We start from the raw sequence: 13,249 nt of genomic DNA on the forward strand, positions 1-13,249 counted from the left end.
CTTCAACTTAAAACTGAATAATCTTCACATTAGGTTAAATTCTAAGCTTGGCTTTCATTTTTTGTGCTTGCTTTAAATTTTGCATCGTACCAATGCTAAATTTATAACAATTTGCGACGATTTTCATGTACGAATATGCTTAGGCTATTTACACGATAATCCATCATATTAATACCATCGCACCCACACGCACCAATGTAAAGTATGGATCAATCAGATTATGGTCATAGTACCTTAATCTATTGAAACTTATATAAAATTATCATATGGATATATTTATATTTAAATTGCATAAAAATAATATCCCTTATAAAAAAAACTTAAGATTAATCAGAAATAAATATGAAAGTATTCGTGTTAGGATGGAGCTTGCAATAGAATAGCCTGATCTGTTTACGATATATATGTATTCGATTATTCTCATTAGGCAATGTTAGGAGTTTCTGATCTTTATGAGTCAGAGTTTTCAAATTGATGCAATGCGAGCATCTGCCACTGATGTGGTTTCAATTTTAAAATCTTTGGCGAATACCGATCGCTTATTGATTTTATGTCATTTGGTTCAACAAGAACTGAATGTTTCGCAAATCGAGCAACATACTCAAATTACCCAGCCAACGTTGTCACAACAACTGATGATGCTGCGTAAAAGTGATATGGTCAGTACGCGACGTGATGGTAAACAAATTTATTATTCAATTAAAGATCCAAAGCTAAGTCTTGTTTTAAATACACTTTATGACTTGTATTGTCCTCAGTGATTTTTAATCTGTAGTCAGATCAACTTTGAATAAATTGAAAATCAAGCATTTAAAGTTGATCAAAATTTGTATTTTAAAATGGGACTATAATCCTTAGCATTTTTTCTGCATAATATATATAAAAATATGATATAGATTTTTATGCCTAAATCTCAATCTAAATTAAATGCTATCATCCCTGCTTGGCAGTGGCTGCAATATTATAATGCTCCTTTCTTTAAAGCAGATTTACTTGCAGCACTCATTGTCATTGCAATGCTTGTTCCGCAAGGTATGGCATATGCCATGGTGGCTGGTTTACCACCGATCACAGGTTTGTATGCCAGTATCTTACCAATGATTGTGTATGCTATTGTCGGTGGTAGTCCAACATTGTCGATTGGTCCTGTCGCACTGATTTCAATGATGACATTTGCGACCTTACAACCCTTGTATGAAGTAGGTTCACCTGTTTATATTCAAGCAGCGTGTTTATTGGCAGTCTTGGTCGGAGTTTTATCGACTTTATTGGGAATCTTGCGTTTCGGTTTTTTAATTCGACTAATTAGTCATCCTGTCATCAAAAGTTTTATTATTGCCTCTGCTGTTTTGATTGCACTAAGTCAACTTAAATTTTTAGTCAATTTACCGTTACAATCGGGCAATGTCGTTGAATTTGTAATTTCTGCTGCCGAATATATTTCATTGATTCATTTTCCGAGTTTAATCTTTGGTGGCTTTGCCATTTTACTCTTAATTTACGCCCCTAAAATCATTGGTTTTTCTTTAGCAAAATTAAATAAAAATAGCATTATTTTTATCAATAAATCATTGCCATTATTACTGGTATTTTTTTCGATTGCACTGGTACAGCTTTTAAACCTTGATCAGTTTGGTATCAAAACTGTAGGGGAAATTCCTTCGGGTATTCCCCCACTCTCAATGCCATTTTGGTCTTGGGATTTGGTGATGCAACTATTACCGGGTGCCGCGATGATTACGATGGTCAGTTTTGTTGAATCTATTTCGATCGCTCAAGCGACCGCATTTCAAAAAAGAAGTGAACTCAACAGTAACCAAGAATTGGTCGCTTTAGGTTTAGCAAACCTAAGTGCTGGTTTTAGTTCATCTTTTCCTGTAACAGGTAGTTTGTCACGTACAGTAGTGAATGCTGATGCAGGCGCTAAAACGCCGATGGCAGGAGTTTTTTCCTCTCTATTGATTGTTATCGTTAGTTTGTATTTCACAGGTGTTTTCAAAGCCTTACCTTTGGCTGTGCTTGCCGCAACCATTATTGTTTCAATTTGGAAATTGGTTGAATTTAAGCCTTTTATTGAAGCTTGGCGTTACTCTAAAGCCGATGGTATTGCAATGTGGGTAACTTTTTTTGGCGTACTGTGTATTGACATTTCAACAGGTTTAATTATTGGTATTGTTTCAACCTTTATATTATTGCTTTGGCGAATCAGTCGTCCACATATTGCTGTAATTGGTTTGGTTGAAGGAACACAACATTTTCGTAATATTTCACGACATGAAGTTGTGACCAGTGCCAATATTATTTCGATTCGTATTGATGAAAATTTAACATTTTTAAATGCCAATACGTTAAAAGAATTTATTATTGCCGAAGTCAGTAAAAATCAGCATTTACATCATGTTGTAATCAATTGCTCAAGTATCAGTAATATTGACATCAGCGCTTTAGAAGCCCTCGAGGATATTAATGCTGAACTTGCTAAACTCGAAATTAAATTGCATCTATCTGAAATTAAAGGCCCAGTGATGGATCGCTTGAAGGTATCCAATTTATTGGACGAACTCAGTGGTAATATTTATTTGACGCATTATCAAGCAATGCATGAATTGGATGCACAAACCTTTAATTCAGTTTAATTTTTCTTTATTGGTGAATCAATAAACTGCTACAATTTCTCATTTTTAAAAAATTATATATTTTTTAGTATCTTATTTTTTATGTGAAATTGTTTCATTCTCCAAGCACTTTTAGGTATAGAATAGTCGGCTTGTTTATTGATTTTAGTCCAGTTTAAGGCAACTCAGGTTTTAATATGTTCGCTGCCCTAGCACGTTTAAGTTTAGTCACACGTATTCTTATTGCCATCATACTTGGTTTTATAGTTGCATATCTTTTCCCTAATTCTGCTGGATACGTCAGTATTTTAGGTGATATTTTCATTAAGGCATTAAAGTCAGTTGCCCCGATTTTAGTCTTTGTTTTAGTGATGTCGTCCATCGCTAATTTCAAAGTAGGACAAAGTAACCGTCAATTAAAACCTATTTTGATGCTTTACGCTGTGGGCATGCTATTAGCAGCATTCAGCTCTGTTTTTGCGAGTATCGTGTTTCCAAGTACCTTGGTTTTTACAAGTGCTAGTGATATTGCATTACAACCACCTGGTAGCGTAGCTGAAGTCTTGAAAAATTTATTGTTAAGCTTTATTACCAACCCAGTCACTGCACTTTCTGAAGCAAACTTCATTGGAATCCTTGCTTGGGCAGTTGGTTTGGGTGCTGCATTACGTCATGGTTCTGATACAACAAAACAAGTCATTACTGATGTTGCTGATGCAATTAATTCGATCATTCGTATCGTGATTAACCTTGCACCGATTGGTATTTTTGGTTTGGTCGTCGCAACGTTTGCACAAGCTGGTTTAGAAACCTTAGAAAATTATGCGCATTTAATTGCAGTACTTGTGGCAACCATGTTCTTTGTCGCATTGGTTATTAACCCATTATTGGTTGCAATTGTAATGCGCCGTAATCCTTATCCTTTGGTCTTTAAATGTCTAAAAGAAAGTGGGATTACCGCATTTTTCACACGTAGTTCTGCAGCAAATATCCCTGTAAATTTAGACCTTGCAAAACGTTTAGGTGTAAATGAAGCGACTGCAAGTGTTGCCATTCCTTTGGGTGCAACTATTAACATGGCAGGTGCAGCAGTGACCATTACTGTTTTAACCTTAGCAGCTGTAAATACTTTAGGTATTCATGTTGATCTGGTGACTATGGTGATTTTATCCGTGGTTGCGGTAGTGACTGCATGTGGTGCATCAGGCGTTGCAGGGGGATCTTTATTACTCATTCCTGTGGCATGTGGCTTATTTGGTATTCCGAGTGAAATCGCTATGCAAGTGGTTGCTATCGGTATGGTGATTAGCGTGTTACAAGATTCAACTGAAACCGCGCTAAACTCTTCGACCGATGTATTGTTTACTGCTGCTGTAGACCTTGCTAAAAAATAATCTCATTCTATACTGAATCAAATCAAGATTTGATTCAGTTAGTTTAATGCCTTTTCAACAGCTCCCTCTTTGGATTCAACTTGGTGCTTTCATGCTTGCATTAAATGCGGGCATGATCAATGTGATTGGATTAATCACTTTACTGCATCAATCTGTTTCGCATATGACAGGCAATGCCAGTATGTTGGCAATCAGCATCATACATGGTGATGTGCCTAATATCATTTTCCTTATTTTAGTGATTCTGAGTTATGTATTGGGCTCAAGCTATAGTGGTTTTATTTTAGGTAATAGTCACTTTCAAATGGGGCGACGTTATGGATTACCATTAAGCTTAGTTTCATTATTTATTGTGCTCAGTTGGTATTTTATTAAGGATTATCCACGCTATGGACTGCTTTGGGCATGTGCTGCAATGGGGATCCAAAATGCTATGGTGAGCCATTATCAGGGTGCGATTATTCGGACTACGCATCTTTCTGGCGTTTTAACTGACCTAGGGCTTGCCTTAGGCTATTTATTTCGTGGGCTTTATGTTGAAAAAAAGCGCATTATTTTACATTTACTGATTTTATTTGGATTTATCTTCGGTGGAGTAATTGCCACAGGAGTCTATCCTTATTTAAAATTAAACACCTTTCTAATGCCAGCACTACTCAGTTTTAGTTTAAGTTGCATTTATTGGGTTATTTATTTTCGTATTCATTATCTTACAAAGTGATGGTAGGTTGTTCACATGGTTAAAAATGCTTTAGCAGCTCAATTATTAAAAGCGGGCTTAGTCGATAATAAAAAGGCAAAAAAGTTGTCGAAACAAGCACAACATGAACAGCGTACGGGTCAAAACAATGACGCTGAAATAAAAGCCAAAATTGAGCAAGATAAGCAAGAAAAACTTGCAAAAGATCAAGCACTCAACCAAGAAAAACAACGTATTTTAGATGAAAAAGCCCTCGTTGCTGCGATTATTCAAATGATTGCACAACACAAAATTAAAGACACTGATGGTGATATCAGCTATCAATTTATTGATGATGGCAAAATCAAAAAAGTCTATATTCATCAACAAGTTTATAATGCTCTTGTATCGGGTAGCTTAGTGATTGCCAAAGAAAATAATAGCTATGCATTGTTACCCAAAGCTTTAGCAGACCGTATTAATGAAAAAATGACAGGATTTATTATTGTCAATAACGCCGAAAATAATCAACAAACCACTGATGAAGAAGACCCATATGCAGCTTATGTCATTCCTGATGATTTAATGTGGTAATACCCACATGAATACAATTTTTATGCAAATTGACGCTTGCGAAATAAATTGCTCAATATAGTACCTTGCTCTGTATTCTTAATAATCAGTACACCCACCGCATATATGGTGGGTGTACTTTTTCGAGTATATGCATCGCAGAGATTATTATCGTTCAATTTAGGTCGTACTTAATTACGCACTCATGTTTGGCTTGTAAATCACTTGGGTACCTTTGTTTTAGGATTTTTTTAGATTAGGTATTGTTTTGATGATAAGTAGCTGTTAAATATTACAAACTTGAATAAACATGATGAAACTTTTTACCCAACTCATTGTTAGCGTCATTCTATTTCTGGTCAATCAAACAATGTATAGGGACAAAGGGTTACAAAATAGATCGCACATCCTAATCCACCACAAATAATAAATTGAGGACAATATAATGGCTAAATCAAGAACTCAAATTAATGAAGAAAGTAATGCTAAACGAGGCATTGTAAATAAAGCATTTAAGCTACACGAAAGCACAGTAGATCTAGTAAAAGATCTAGCTGAAAAAACAGGAATTTCACAAGCTCAAATTATTACCGAAGCTTTAAAAATGTATGAGCAAAACTTAAAAAAGCCCTAAGTTTTCGAGCATTTTATGGTAAGTACACCATTGTCATCCTCGTTCTGATGAATCAATCAATATACTAGGGACAATACACTAAGAAATTCCACTATCGGATCCACCACAAATAATAAATTGAGGACAATATAATGGCTAAATCAAGAATCCAAATTAACGCAGATAGTGATGCAAATAGAGGTTTTGTAAGTAAATCATATAAATTACACACATCAACAGTTCAGCATATTAAAGACCTATCCTGCGAGCTAAATAGATCACAGGGTCAAATCATTGCTGAAGCATTAAAATGCTATGTAGCACATGTAAAAAAGCCTAATTAATCGGGCTTTTTTTACATAATGCCTTTTATAAGCCAAAATAGAAAAACCCGCTTTTTAAGGCAGGTTTAAATCATCAACTTGGACGTTGATGTGTAAAACATGACACAATAAGACCAGGGAAAATCTTTATGGCTTTGTTTTAACAAAAGATATTATCACTAAAATTTACTTTGAATTATTTATCATTTTCAGCCATTTTTATATCATTTTCTGACAATTTAGATGGCTTTGCTGCACAAAATACCTGTTCTGTCATTCCTGAATCAATTAAAGATTGCTTTTGTCGATCTAAAAATTGATTAGCAACCATTAACATCACACTTGCTGTTTCTAATTGAAGGTTATCTTTTGATAACGCAGCAATGTGCTGATAAGCCTCTAAACGACTACAAAATGCCTGCCTTTGTGCAGTTGCATCTGCATTTTCAGACTGATCCAATATCTTTTTGGTTGCATTCACTTGATTGGTAAAATGCGTTATCAGTTGATTATACTGTTGCTGTGTTAATGACTGATTCGCTAAAGTTTGCACGTCTCGTGCAGCGAGTGAACTGGTAAACAATATTCCACAAATACAAAATATTTGTGTCAAAACAATTGATAAATATTTGTTTTTTATTCGATTAAAATGCATCAGCTTTCCAAACATCTTCATAGTCATCCGCATCGATCATGAAGCGAAACCCCTGCTCCAATGCTAAATATGGAATTGCATCTGGAAAAATATCTTCTAGCTCTTTCACAGTCACCAATTCAAAGTCATCTTGCTCAGCAGCTAACTCTCCACCATAAATAAACCATGCAACTTGATTCTCATCAGGTGCTTTACGTAAACCTACAATCGGTTCTTGGTTTAAGGTATGTTTGGCAATCGCAATCACATCTGTTTCATTTACTTTGATATAACGAGAATCAAATTCTTCACATACCAATTTTTGTTCTTCAATAAAATCTTGCAACATAATATTTTACATCAATCTATTAGATTTCAAATTTTAAGCATTTCATGCTCAATGCACAATGCAACTTGATGAAATAAAAATAGCAAAACCCCGAACATTCGGGGCTTTGCATCATTTAAGGACGATATTGAACAGTTATTGCTGTTGATTATGTTTCTGTTGATCATTTTGTTGGTTTGGTTGATTAGATTGTTGTTGCTGTTGACGATTTTGTTGGTTCGGTTGATTAGATTGTTGTTGCTGTTGACGATTTTGTTGATTCGGTTGATTAGATTGTTGTTGCTGTTGATCATTTTGTTGGTTCGATTGATTTTGTTGATTAGCCATTTTCATCATCTTCCTTTGCAATTTAGGGGAATGCCGTATGAACAACGACAAAATCTACTTTAAAACTTTTTTCTCTTTGAACAAGCCAATAGATGTGTCATTTTCAGACAATGTAAAGCTTAAAATATAAGCCCTTCAAATGTTGATGACTTTTAAATGACATAATTACTTTGGTTACCCAATCTAGCCAAATGTTATTATTTCTTTACATCATTTTATTTGATTGACATTTTATTCAGCAAATAAAGTACAAAAAATAGGCTTAATTTTTATCTTGCTCAACATTTTTATCATAGAAAGAAATGTAACCCTGCATGATATGGAAGTTTTGCCAATCCTATAATTTTTCTTGGTCTGATTGACTGTTCATTTGTCATACACAGATTGAGCAATTCGGTCAATCTCATGCCGAATTTACAGACAATACAATGAATAACCAAGTTGTAGAAAAATAAGTAAATCACTCCGCTTTTTCAGCTATTTAGGTGCCACCATGCTGGCTTTTATTGTTTTCTGACAATCAAAAAAATCAGCGCAAATTTCTTAATAAATCACTTTATCTTAAGAATCTCAGTATTTTTCAATCCATTAAAATTCACTGAACAAGATATTCTATAAAACCTTATCTAAACCTCTCATAAAACAAATAAAAATTAAATATTTAGATAAATAAAAAATCAATCAACTCAAATTTATAGAACAAACTGTGATGTATACAAAATGATGATCAACTCTATTTTTAAAGTTCATAGTTGAATATCATCTCTATAAATAACAATTTGGTATTGATAAAAACACATCAGAACTTTAGACCTATTAAATTTTAGAAGATCAGAAACCATCTAGAAAACTACAAAAGCACACTTCTTTGGGCTATAGTTACATAAATCACATCAACAGTTTTGGTCAATTCGGTTTAAACTCATTCAAAAATAAAAAATAAAAAATTTGTCATATTTTAACATTGTTATTTAGTCGCAAAGTTCTCAATATATAGCGCATAGTCGGTATCTGATTTCTACACCAATTAAAAGAAATTATAAAATACATGTAGAAAATTATGCCATAATACGCAAACTTTGTAGCGATCTTGCAAAGATTTTTTGCAACTTTTGAATTGGAGCAGGCTCAATGAGTTCGACCATTTTGGTCATTCACGGACCAAACTTAAACTTGCTAGGAAAGCGTGAACCAGAAGTCTATGGTCACCTTACTTTAGAAGATATTAATCAGCAACTCACTGCACAAGCCCAGCAGTCCCATATTCAGTTAGAAACTTTCCAAAGTAATTGGGAAGGCGCAATCGTTGATCGTATTCATCAAGCACAACAAGATGGTGTGCAATTCATCATTATTAATCCTGCTGCGCTTACGCATACCTCAGTTGCTCTACGTGATGCCCTACTTGGCGTTGCCTTACCCTTTATTGAAGTTCACTTGTCGAATGTTCATGCACGAGAATCATTTCGACATCACTCCTATTTATCTGATAAAGCCGTTGGCGTGATCTGTGGTCTTGGTGCAAAAGGTTATTCTTTTGCATTGAACTATGCGATCGAAAAAATTCAACCTTCAACTCATTCATAACATTAGGAATACGAATCCATGGATATTCGCAAAATCAAAAAGCTCATCGATTTGATGATCGAATCTGACCTTCAGGCAATTGAGGTTAAAGAAGGAGATCAATCGATTGCATTGACGCGTCGTAATCCTGTTGTTGCTGGCGTTGCTCCTGTTTCAGCTCCTGCTATTGAAGCACCTGTTGTTAAAGCTGCTGCACGTGGTGCTGTAGAAACTTCTCCTATGGTGGGTGTATTTTATGCGGCACCGAATCCAGGAGAGCCTCCATTTGTCAATGTTGGTCAAACGATTTCTGCAGGTGAAACTTTAGGGATCATCGAAGCAATGAAAATCATGAACCCAATCGAAGCAACACAAAGCGGCGTGATTGAAGAAATTTTAGTTAAAAATGGTGATGTAATCCAATTCGGTCAACCTTTATTCCGCTACCGCGCGTAATCGCTAGGGGGTTGATATGTTGCAAAAGGTTTTAATTGCAAACCGAGGTGAAATTGCGCTTCGCATCACGCGTGCTTGCAAAACTTTAGGGATCAAAACTGTTGGTATTTATTCTGATGCTGACAAAGATTTAATGCATTTACGCTTTGTTGATGAAGCGGTATGTATTGGTCCAGGCGCAAGCAGTGAAAGCTACTTAAATATTCCTGCGATTATTACAGCAGCAGAAATCACGGGTGCAGATGCCATTCATCCAGGTTATGGTTTCTTATCTGAAAATGCTGAATTTGCTGAAATTGTAGAAAGTTCAGGTTTTATTTTCATTGGTCCACGTCCTGAACATATTCGCCTCATGGGGAATAAAGTTTCAGCGATTATGGCAATGCGTAAAGCAGGTGTTCCAACTGTACCAGGTTCTGCTCATGCTGTCACACCAACCAATGCTTTAGCTGAAGCCAAAGAAATTGGCTTTCCATTGATCGTCAAAGCTGCCTCAGGTGGTGGTGGTCGTGGTATGCGTATTGTAGAACGTGTCGACACACTTTTAGAATCTGTTCAAGCTGCTCAACGTGATGCAGAAATGTGGTTCGGTGATGATACGGTTTATATGGAACGTTTCCTACAAAAACCACGTCATGTCGAAGTACAGGTCTTAGCAGATGGTAATGGTCATGCTGTACACCTTTATGACCGTGACTGCTCTTTACAACGTCGTCACCAAAAAGTACTTGAAGAAGCACCTGCTCCAGGCTTGCCTGAGGAAGCTCGCGCACACATTTTAGAAGCCTGTGTAAATGCGTGTAAACTCATGCAATACCGTGGTGCTGGTACTTTTGAATTCTTATTTGAAGACGGTGAATTCTTCTTTATTGAAATGAATACGCGTGTTCAAGTTGAGCATCCTGTTTCTGAACAAGTGACAGGCATCGATATTATTGAACAACAACTCCGTATTGCTGCGGGGCTTGGGCTAAACCTTCAACAAGAAGATATTCAAATCAAAGGTCATGCTATTGAATGTCGTATCAATGCAGAAGATCCTTCAACTTTCTTACCATCACCAGGTAAAATTGAAAGTTTTTATGCGCCAGGTGGTGCAGGGATTCGTTTAGATTCTCATATTTATCAAGGTTATAGTATTCCACCTTATTATGACTCAATGATTGCTAAACTTATTTCATATGGTAAAGATCGTGATACTGCGATTGCCCGTATGAAACAAGCTTTAGATGAGATGATTTTGACAGGTATCAAAACCAATATTCCATTGCATAAAGATTTAATTCTAGAAGATAAAAAATTCTGTCAACAAGCCATGGATATTCATTACCTTGAAAAACACTTACTTAAGCAAGTTCAAGGTCATGAAAATGATAGTTAATAAAAGCATTTAATTAATAAAAAACCTCTGTCAAAGCAGAGGTTTTTTATTGTCAACTTTATTTCTCAAATCTCAGTTTTTATGTTCATCTCTAAGGTAAAACACGATTCAATGTTGCAAAGCACTGATCTGCTTTTTCTGAAGCACAGAAATTAATCGTATTACTATTTTGCCAACGTACAAAATACTGTGAAACTTCACCTGCTTGATTTTCCTGTCGCCCTGAGCAATCCACTTCATTATTCTCATACTTAATTTGCATGATCAATGCAGGTAATTTCTCCTGAGTATTATCAGGCGAAGCTTGATAGTCATAGAGCCCCGCTGACCATTCTTTGCCACTATTGACAACAACTTCATTTCCACCACGGAAGTTATAATATTCAACACATTTTTTATTATTTGGAATCTGCATTCCCCATAAGCCTAAAATTTCTGGACGTGTGGAAATACGAATCGTATTCTCAGCCAAAGTACTTTTTTCAGCTCCCACTGGTGCTGCTTTCGCTGTCGTTTCAGCAAAGCTTAAAGGTGATGCGCTTAACAACAAAGAAATGCATAATAATGTTTTTTTCATACTTAAATGTATATTACAGTGTGTTCCTATTTAAACTAACATATTTAATTAATAATGCATGTAAAAATAACCATATATGAACAATTTTTCTTTTTTGACAAAATTTTCTATTGATAAAAAATATACTTTTTCACTTTACAAAATATCGAATTCATATATAAAAATAGCCATTTATGTGAAATACTTTAATACATGTAAATGAGGTCATAAAAACAAAGTGCTTTGCAACATTTAGCAATATATAGGATCTTGAATTGTCTATATTTATTCATCAATCAGCACAATTTCTATCTAACAACTTCCGTGCCTTTGCAATTGTCATGGGAATTATTTTCGTCTGTGCACTCATTGGAATTTTAGGACGACCATTATTTTTCCTCGCGATTTTTTGGCCAGCAAACGCTGTATTACTAGGGCTGTTTTTGCGTTTTCCAACGTTACGCAATATCGGTGGATGGTTAGGAGCTTTTTGTGGCTTTATGCTTGCAGATCTCATGACAGGCAATTATTTCGTCCTTACTGTTTTTCTCACCATTTCTAATATGCTTCATGCAGTATGTACTTTGACTCTATTACATTTTTTCAAACTTGATTTTAAACAATACAATAAAGGTTTAACTTTCCTTTTTCTTTTTCTTATCTCTGCCTTTGGCGGCTGTTTAGCGGCCGCTAGTTTCGCTGCACTGACCATTCCTCATGTACCCAACACATTTATGAAGCCTGAGCGTGTATGGACAGATTTTGGTATGTGGTGGACAGGTGAAATCATCAATGTCATTGCATTTTTACCTATTTTACTCGCCATTCCTGATACTCAAACTTTTAAAAATTATTGGCATAAACAACAGCTAGCCCCTATCCAAATCAACACAATGATGCCTTTACTTGCAATTATTGGTTCAGTAATTTTGACCCACTTTTTTGTCGGTCCCGGTGCCATTATGTTTCCCATTGCAGCTTTAATTTGGGCTGCATTAACGTATAATTTATTCTTTATTGCGATCATTAACTGCATTGTCTGTATGATGCTCTATAATTCTTTAACAGAATACTATATTGCACAGTCTCCAAATGCTTATCTTGCGACCACAATTTCAGTACGTATTGGGTTAATGATGCTCGCACTGGGGCCACTCACCCTCACAATCATCAGTCTAAATCGACAGAAACTCTATCATCAAATTTTATACCTTGCCAACCATGATGGACTCACCACCACCATGAACCGTCGTTTCTTTTATGAAGAAAGTGAACGTACCGTCACAACAATCCCACAAAAAAAACAGGCGCAGACTGTAACGATTTTATTATTAGATCTAGACCATTTCAAAAAAATTAATGACACTTATGGACACCATACGGGAGACCTAGTATTACAAGAGTTCAGTCGTCAAGTACGCGAACAAATTCGCAGCGATGATTTATTTGGTCGTCTAGGTGGAGAGGAGTTTGCGATTCTACTCAAGGATATGACTTTACAACAGAGTATTCAAATGGCGCAAAGAATTTGCAATAAAGTTTTTGCAACACCGATTTATTTGGAAACAGGTGAATGTCTAAATATCAGTGTAAGCATTGGATTAAGCTATCAAACTCTCCCTTATTGTGTTCCTTTTCAACAACTGATTAAGCGTGCGGATGAAGCACTTTATCAAGCCAAGGAAAAAGGTCGTAATCAACTCTGTTTAGAGAATGCATTGCAAAAACCAACCGATCGCTTACACGCACAGTTTTGATTCATTAGCATAATATATTTAAAGAT

At 35.6% G+C, this 13,249-nt stretch carries 15 protein-coding genes; 11 read left to right on the top strand and 4 right to left on the bottom strand.

The features are described from left to right. Nucleotides 1-452 precede the first annotated feature (452 nt). The 7 genes from G0028_RS10140 (at nucleotide 453) to G0028_RS10170 (ending at nucleotide 6,218) form a co-directional block, all read left to right on the top strand. The gene (locus G0028_RS10140; RefSeq protein WP_130073449.1) at nucleotides 453-761 is read left to right on the top strand and encodes an ArsR/SmtB family transcription factor; all 309 of its coding nucleotides are present in this window, start codon (nucleotides 453-455) and stop codon (nucleotides 759-761) included. Nucleotides 762-902: 141 nt separating this feature from the next. Further along, the gene (locus G0028_RS10145) at nucleotides 903-2,636 is read left to right on the top strand and encodes a SulP family inorganic anion transporter (RefSeq protein ID WP_180046365.1); all 1,734 of its coding nucleotides are present in this window, start codon (nucleotides 903-905) and stop codon (nucleotides 2,634-2,636) included. A gap of 176 nt (nucleotides 2,637-2,812) precedes the next feature. Then, complete coding sequence (gene sstT, locus G0028_RS10150) at nucleotides 2,813-4,009, top strand: serine/threonine transporter SstT (protein WP_174492577.1); 1,197 nt, start codon at nucleotides 2,813-2,815, stop codon at nucleotides 4,007-4,009. A gap of 46 nt (nucleotides 4,010-4,055) precedes the next feature. Then, nucleotides 4,056-4,730, top strand: coding sequence for a YoaK family protein (locus G0028_RS10155; RefSeq protein WP_174492576.1), 675 nt, complete (start codon nucleotides 4,056-4,058; stop codon nucleotides 4,728-4,730). Nucleotides 4,731-4,745: 15 nt separating this feature from the next. Then, nucleotides 4,746-5,282: a DUF2058 domain-containing protein gene (locus tag G0028_RS10160; RefSeq protein WP_174492575.1), complete on the top strand. Its 537-nt coding sequence runs from the start codon at nucleotides 4,746-4,748 to the stop codon at nucleotides 5,280-5,282. Nucleotides 5,283-5,706: 424 nt separating this feature from the next. Then, nucleotides 5,707-5,895 (top strand): ribbon-helix-helix protein, CopG family, encoded by a 189-nt coding sequence (locus tag G0028_RS10165; protein ID WP_180046364.1) that lies wholly within the window; start codon nucleotides 5,707-5,709, stop codon nucleotides 5,893-5,895. A gap of 131 nt (nucleotides 5,896-6,026) precedes the next feature. After that, the gene (locus G0028_RS10170; protein ID WP_130073443.1) at nucleotides 6,027-6,218 is read left to right on the top strand and encodes a ribbon-helix-helix protein, CopG family; all 192 of its coding nucleotides are present in this window, start codon (nucleotides 6,027-6,029) and stop codon (nucleotides 6,216-6,218) included. 175 nt (nucleotides 6,219-6,393) lie between these two features. On the opposite strand, the gene G0028_RS10175 is transcribed toward G0028_RS10170, so the two are convergent. From G0028_RS10175 to G0028_RS10185, 3 genes are all read right to left on the bottom strand, one after another. Then, complete coding sequence (locus G0028_RS10175) at nucleotides 6,394-6,750, bottom strand: hypothetical protein (RefSeq protein ID WP_227554715.1); 357 nt, start codon at nucleotides 6,748-6,750, stop codon at nucleotides 6,394-6,396. Between the two features lie 91 nt (nucleotides 6,751-6,841). Beyond that, the gene (locus G0028_RS10180) at nucleotides 6,842-7,180 is read right to left on the bottom strand and encodes a hypothetical protein (RefSeq protein WP_130073441.1); all 339 of its coding nucleotides are present in this window, start codon (nucleotides 7,178-7,180) and stop codon (nucleotides 6,842-6,844) included. Nucleotides 7,181-7,315: 135 nt separating this feature from the next. Beyond that, nucleotides 7,316-7,507 carry a hypothetical protein gene (locus tag G0028_RS10185; RefSeq protein ID WP_180046360.1) on the bottom strand — a complete coding sequence of 64 codons (192 nt, stop codon included), beginning with the start codon at nucleotides 7,505-7,507 and terminating at the stop codon, nucleotides 7,316-7,318. A gap of 1,131 nt (nucleotides 7,508-8,638) precedes the next feature. Here G0028_RS10185 and aroQ point away from each other — a divergent pair. The 3 genes from aroQ to accC are packed head-to-tail and all read left to right on the top strand — an operon-like array spanning nucleotide 8,639 to nucleotide 10,910. Continuing rightward, nucleotides 8,639-9,094, top strand: coding sequence for a type II 3-dehydroquinate dehydratase (aroQ, locus tag G0028_RS10190; RefSeq protein WP_130073439.1), 456 nt, complete (start codon nucleotides 8,639-8,641; stop codon nucleotides 9,092-9,094). Nucleotides 9,095-9,112: 18 nt separating this feature from the next. Further along, on the top strand, nucleotides 9,113-9,529 hold the full coding sequence (accB, locus tag G0028_RS10195; RefSeq protein WP_130073438.1) for an acetyl-CoA carboxylase biotin carboxyl carrier protein: 417 nt from the start codon (nucleotides 9,113-9,115) through the stop codon (nucleotides 9,527-9,529). A gap of 16 nt (nucleotides 9,530-9,545) precedes the next feature. Continuing rightward, nucleotides 9,546-10,910 (top strand): acetyl-CoA carboxylase biotin carboxylase subunit, encoded by a 1,365-nt coding sequence (accC, locus tag G0028_RS10200; RefSeq protein ID WP_180046358.1) that lies wholly within the window; start codon nucleotides 9,546-9,548, stop codon nucleotides 10,908-10,910. 91 nt (nucleotides 10,911-11,001) lie between these two features. On the opposite strand, the gene G0028_RS10205 is transcribed toward accC, so the two are convergent. Beyond that, nucleotides 11,002-11,487 (bottom strand): hypothetical protein, encoded by a 486-nt coding sequence (locus G0028_RS10205; protein ID WP_130073436.1) that lies wholly within the window; start codon nucleotides 11,485-11,487, stop codon nucleotides 11,002-11,004. A gap of 320 nt (nucleotides 11,488-11,807) precedes the next feature. On the opposite strand from G0028_RS10205, the gene G0028_RS10210 reads away from it, so the two are divergent. Next, the gene (locus G0028_RS10210) at nucleotides 11,808-13,223 is read left to right on the top strand and encodes a GGDEF domain-containing protein (RefSeq protein WP_180046384.1); all 1,416 of its coding nucleotides are present in this window, start codon (nucleotides 11,808-11,810) and stop codon (nucleotides 13,221-13,223) included. Nucleotides 13,224-13,249: the final 26 nt, after the last annotated feature.

This window comes from Acinetobacter piscicola, assembly GCF_015218165.1.
GTDB classification, from domain to species: Bacteria; Pseudomonadota; Gammaproteobacteria; order Pseudomonadales; family Moraxellaceae; genus Acinetobacter; species Acinetobacter piscicola_A.

What these genes read in the sequence shown, in the direction of transcription:
- G0028_RS10170 (WP_130073443.1), top strand. Translation starts at nt 6,027, where the DNA reads ATGGCTAAATCAAGAATCCAAATTAACGCAGATAGTGATGCAAATAGA.
- accC (WP_180046358.1), top strand. Translation starts at nt 9,546, where the DNA reads ATGTTGCAAAAGGTTTTAATTGCAAACCGAGGTGAAATTGCGCTTCGC.
- G0028_RS10210 (WP_180046384.1), top strand. Translation starts at nt 11,808, where the DNA reads ATGGGAATTATTTTCGTCTGTGCACTCATTGGAATTTTAGGACGACCA.
- accB (WP_130073438.1), top strand. Translation starts at nt 9,113, where the DNA reads ATGGATATTCGCAAAATCAAAAAGCTCATCGATTTGATGATCGAATCT.
- G0028_RS10185 (WP_180046360.1), bottom strand. Translation starts at nt 7,507, where the DNA reads ATGGCTAATCAACAAAATCAATCGAACCAACAAAATGATCAACAGCAA.
- G0028_RS10160 (WP_174492575.1), top strand. Translation starts at nt 4,746, where the DNA reads ATGGTTAAAAATGCTTTAGCAGCTCAATTATTAAAAGCGGGCTTAGTC.
- aroQ (WP_130073439.1), top strand. Translation starts at nt 8,639, where the DNA reads ATGAGTTCGACCATTTTGGTCATTCACGGACCAAACTTAAACTTGCTA.
- G0028_RS10145 (WP_180046365.1), top strand. Translation starts at nt 903, where the DNA reads ATGCCTAAATCTCAATCTAAATTAAATGCTATCATCCCTGCTTGGCAG.
- G0028_RS10155 (WP_174492576.1), top strand. Translation starts at nt 4,056, where the DNA reads ATGCCTTTTCAACAGCTCCCTCTTTGGATTCAACTTGGTGCTTTCATG.
- G0028_RS10180 (WP_130073441.1), bottom strand. Translation starts at nt 7,180, where the DNA reads ATGTTGCAAGATTTTATTGAAGAACAAAAATTGGTATGTGAAGAATTT.
- G0028_RS10165 (WP_180046364.1), top strand. Translation starts at nt 5,707, where the DNA reads ATGGCTAAATCAAGAACTCAAATTAATGAAGAAAGTAATGCTAAACGA.
- sstT (WP_174492577.1), top strand. Translation starts at nt 2,813, where the DNA reads ATGTTCGCTGCCCTAGCACGTTTAAGTTTAGTCACACGTATTCTTATT.
- G0028_RS10205 (WP_130073436.1), bottom strand. Translation starts at nt 11,487, where the DNA reads ATGAAAAAAACATTATTATGCATTTCTTTGTTGTTAAGCGCATCACCT.
- G0028_RS10140 (WP_130073449.1), top strand. Translation starts at nt 453, where the DNA reads ATGAGTCAGAGTTTTCAAATTGATGCAATGCGAGCATCTGCCACTGAT.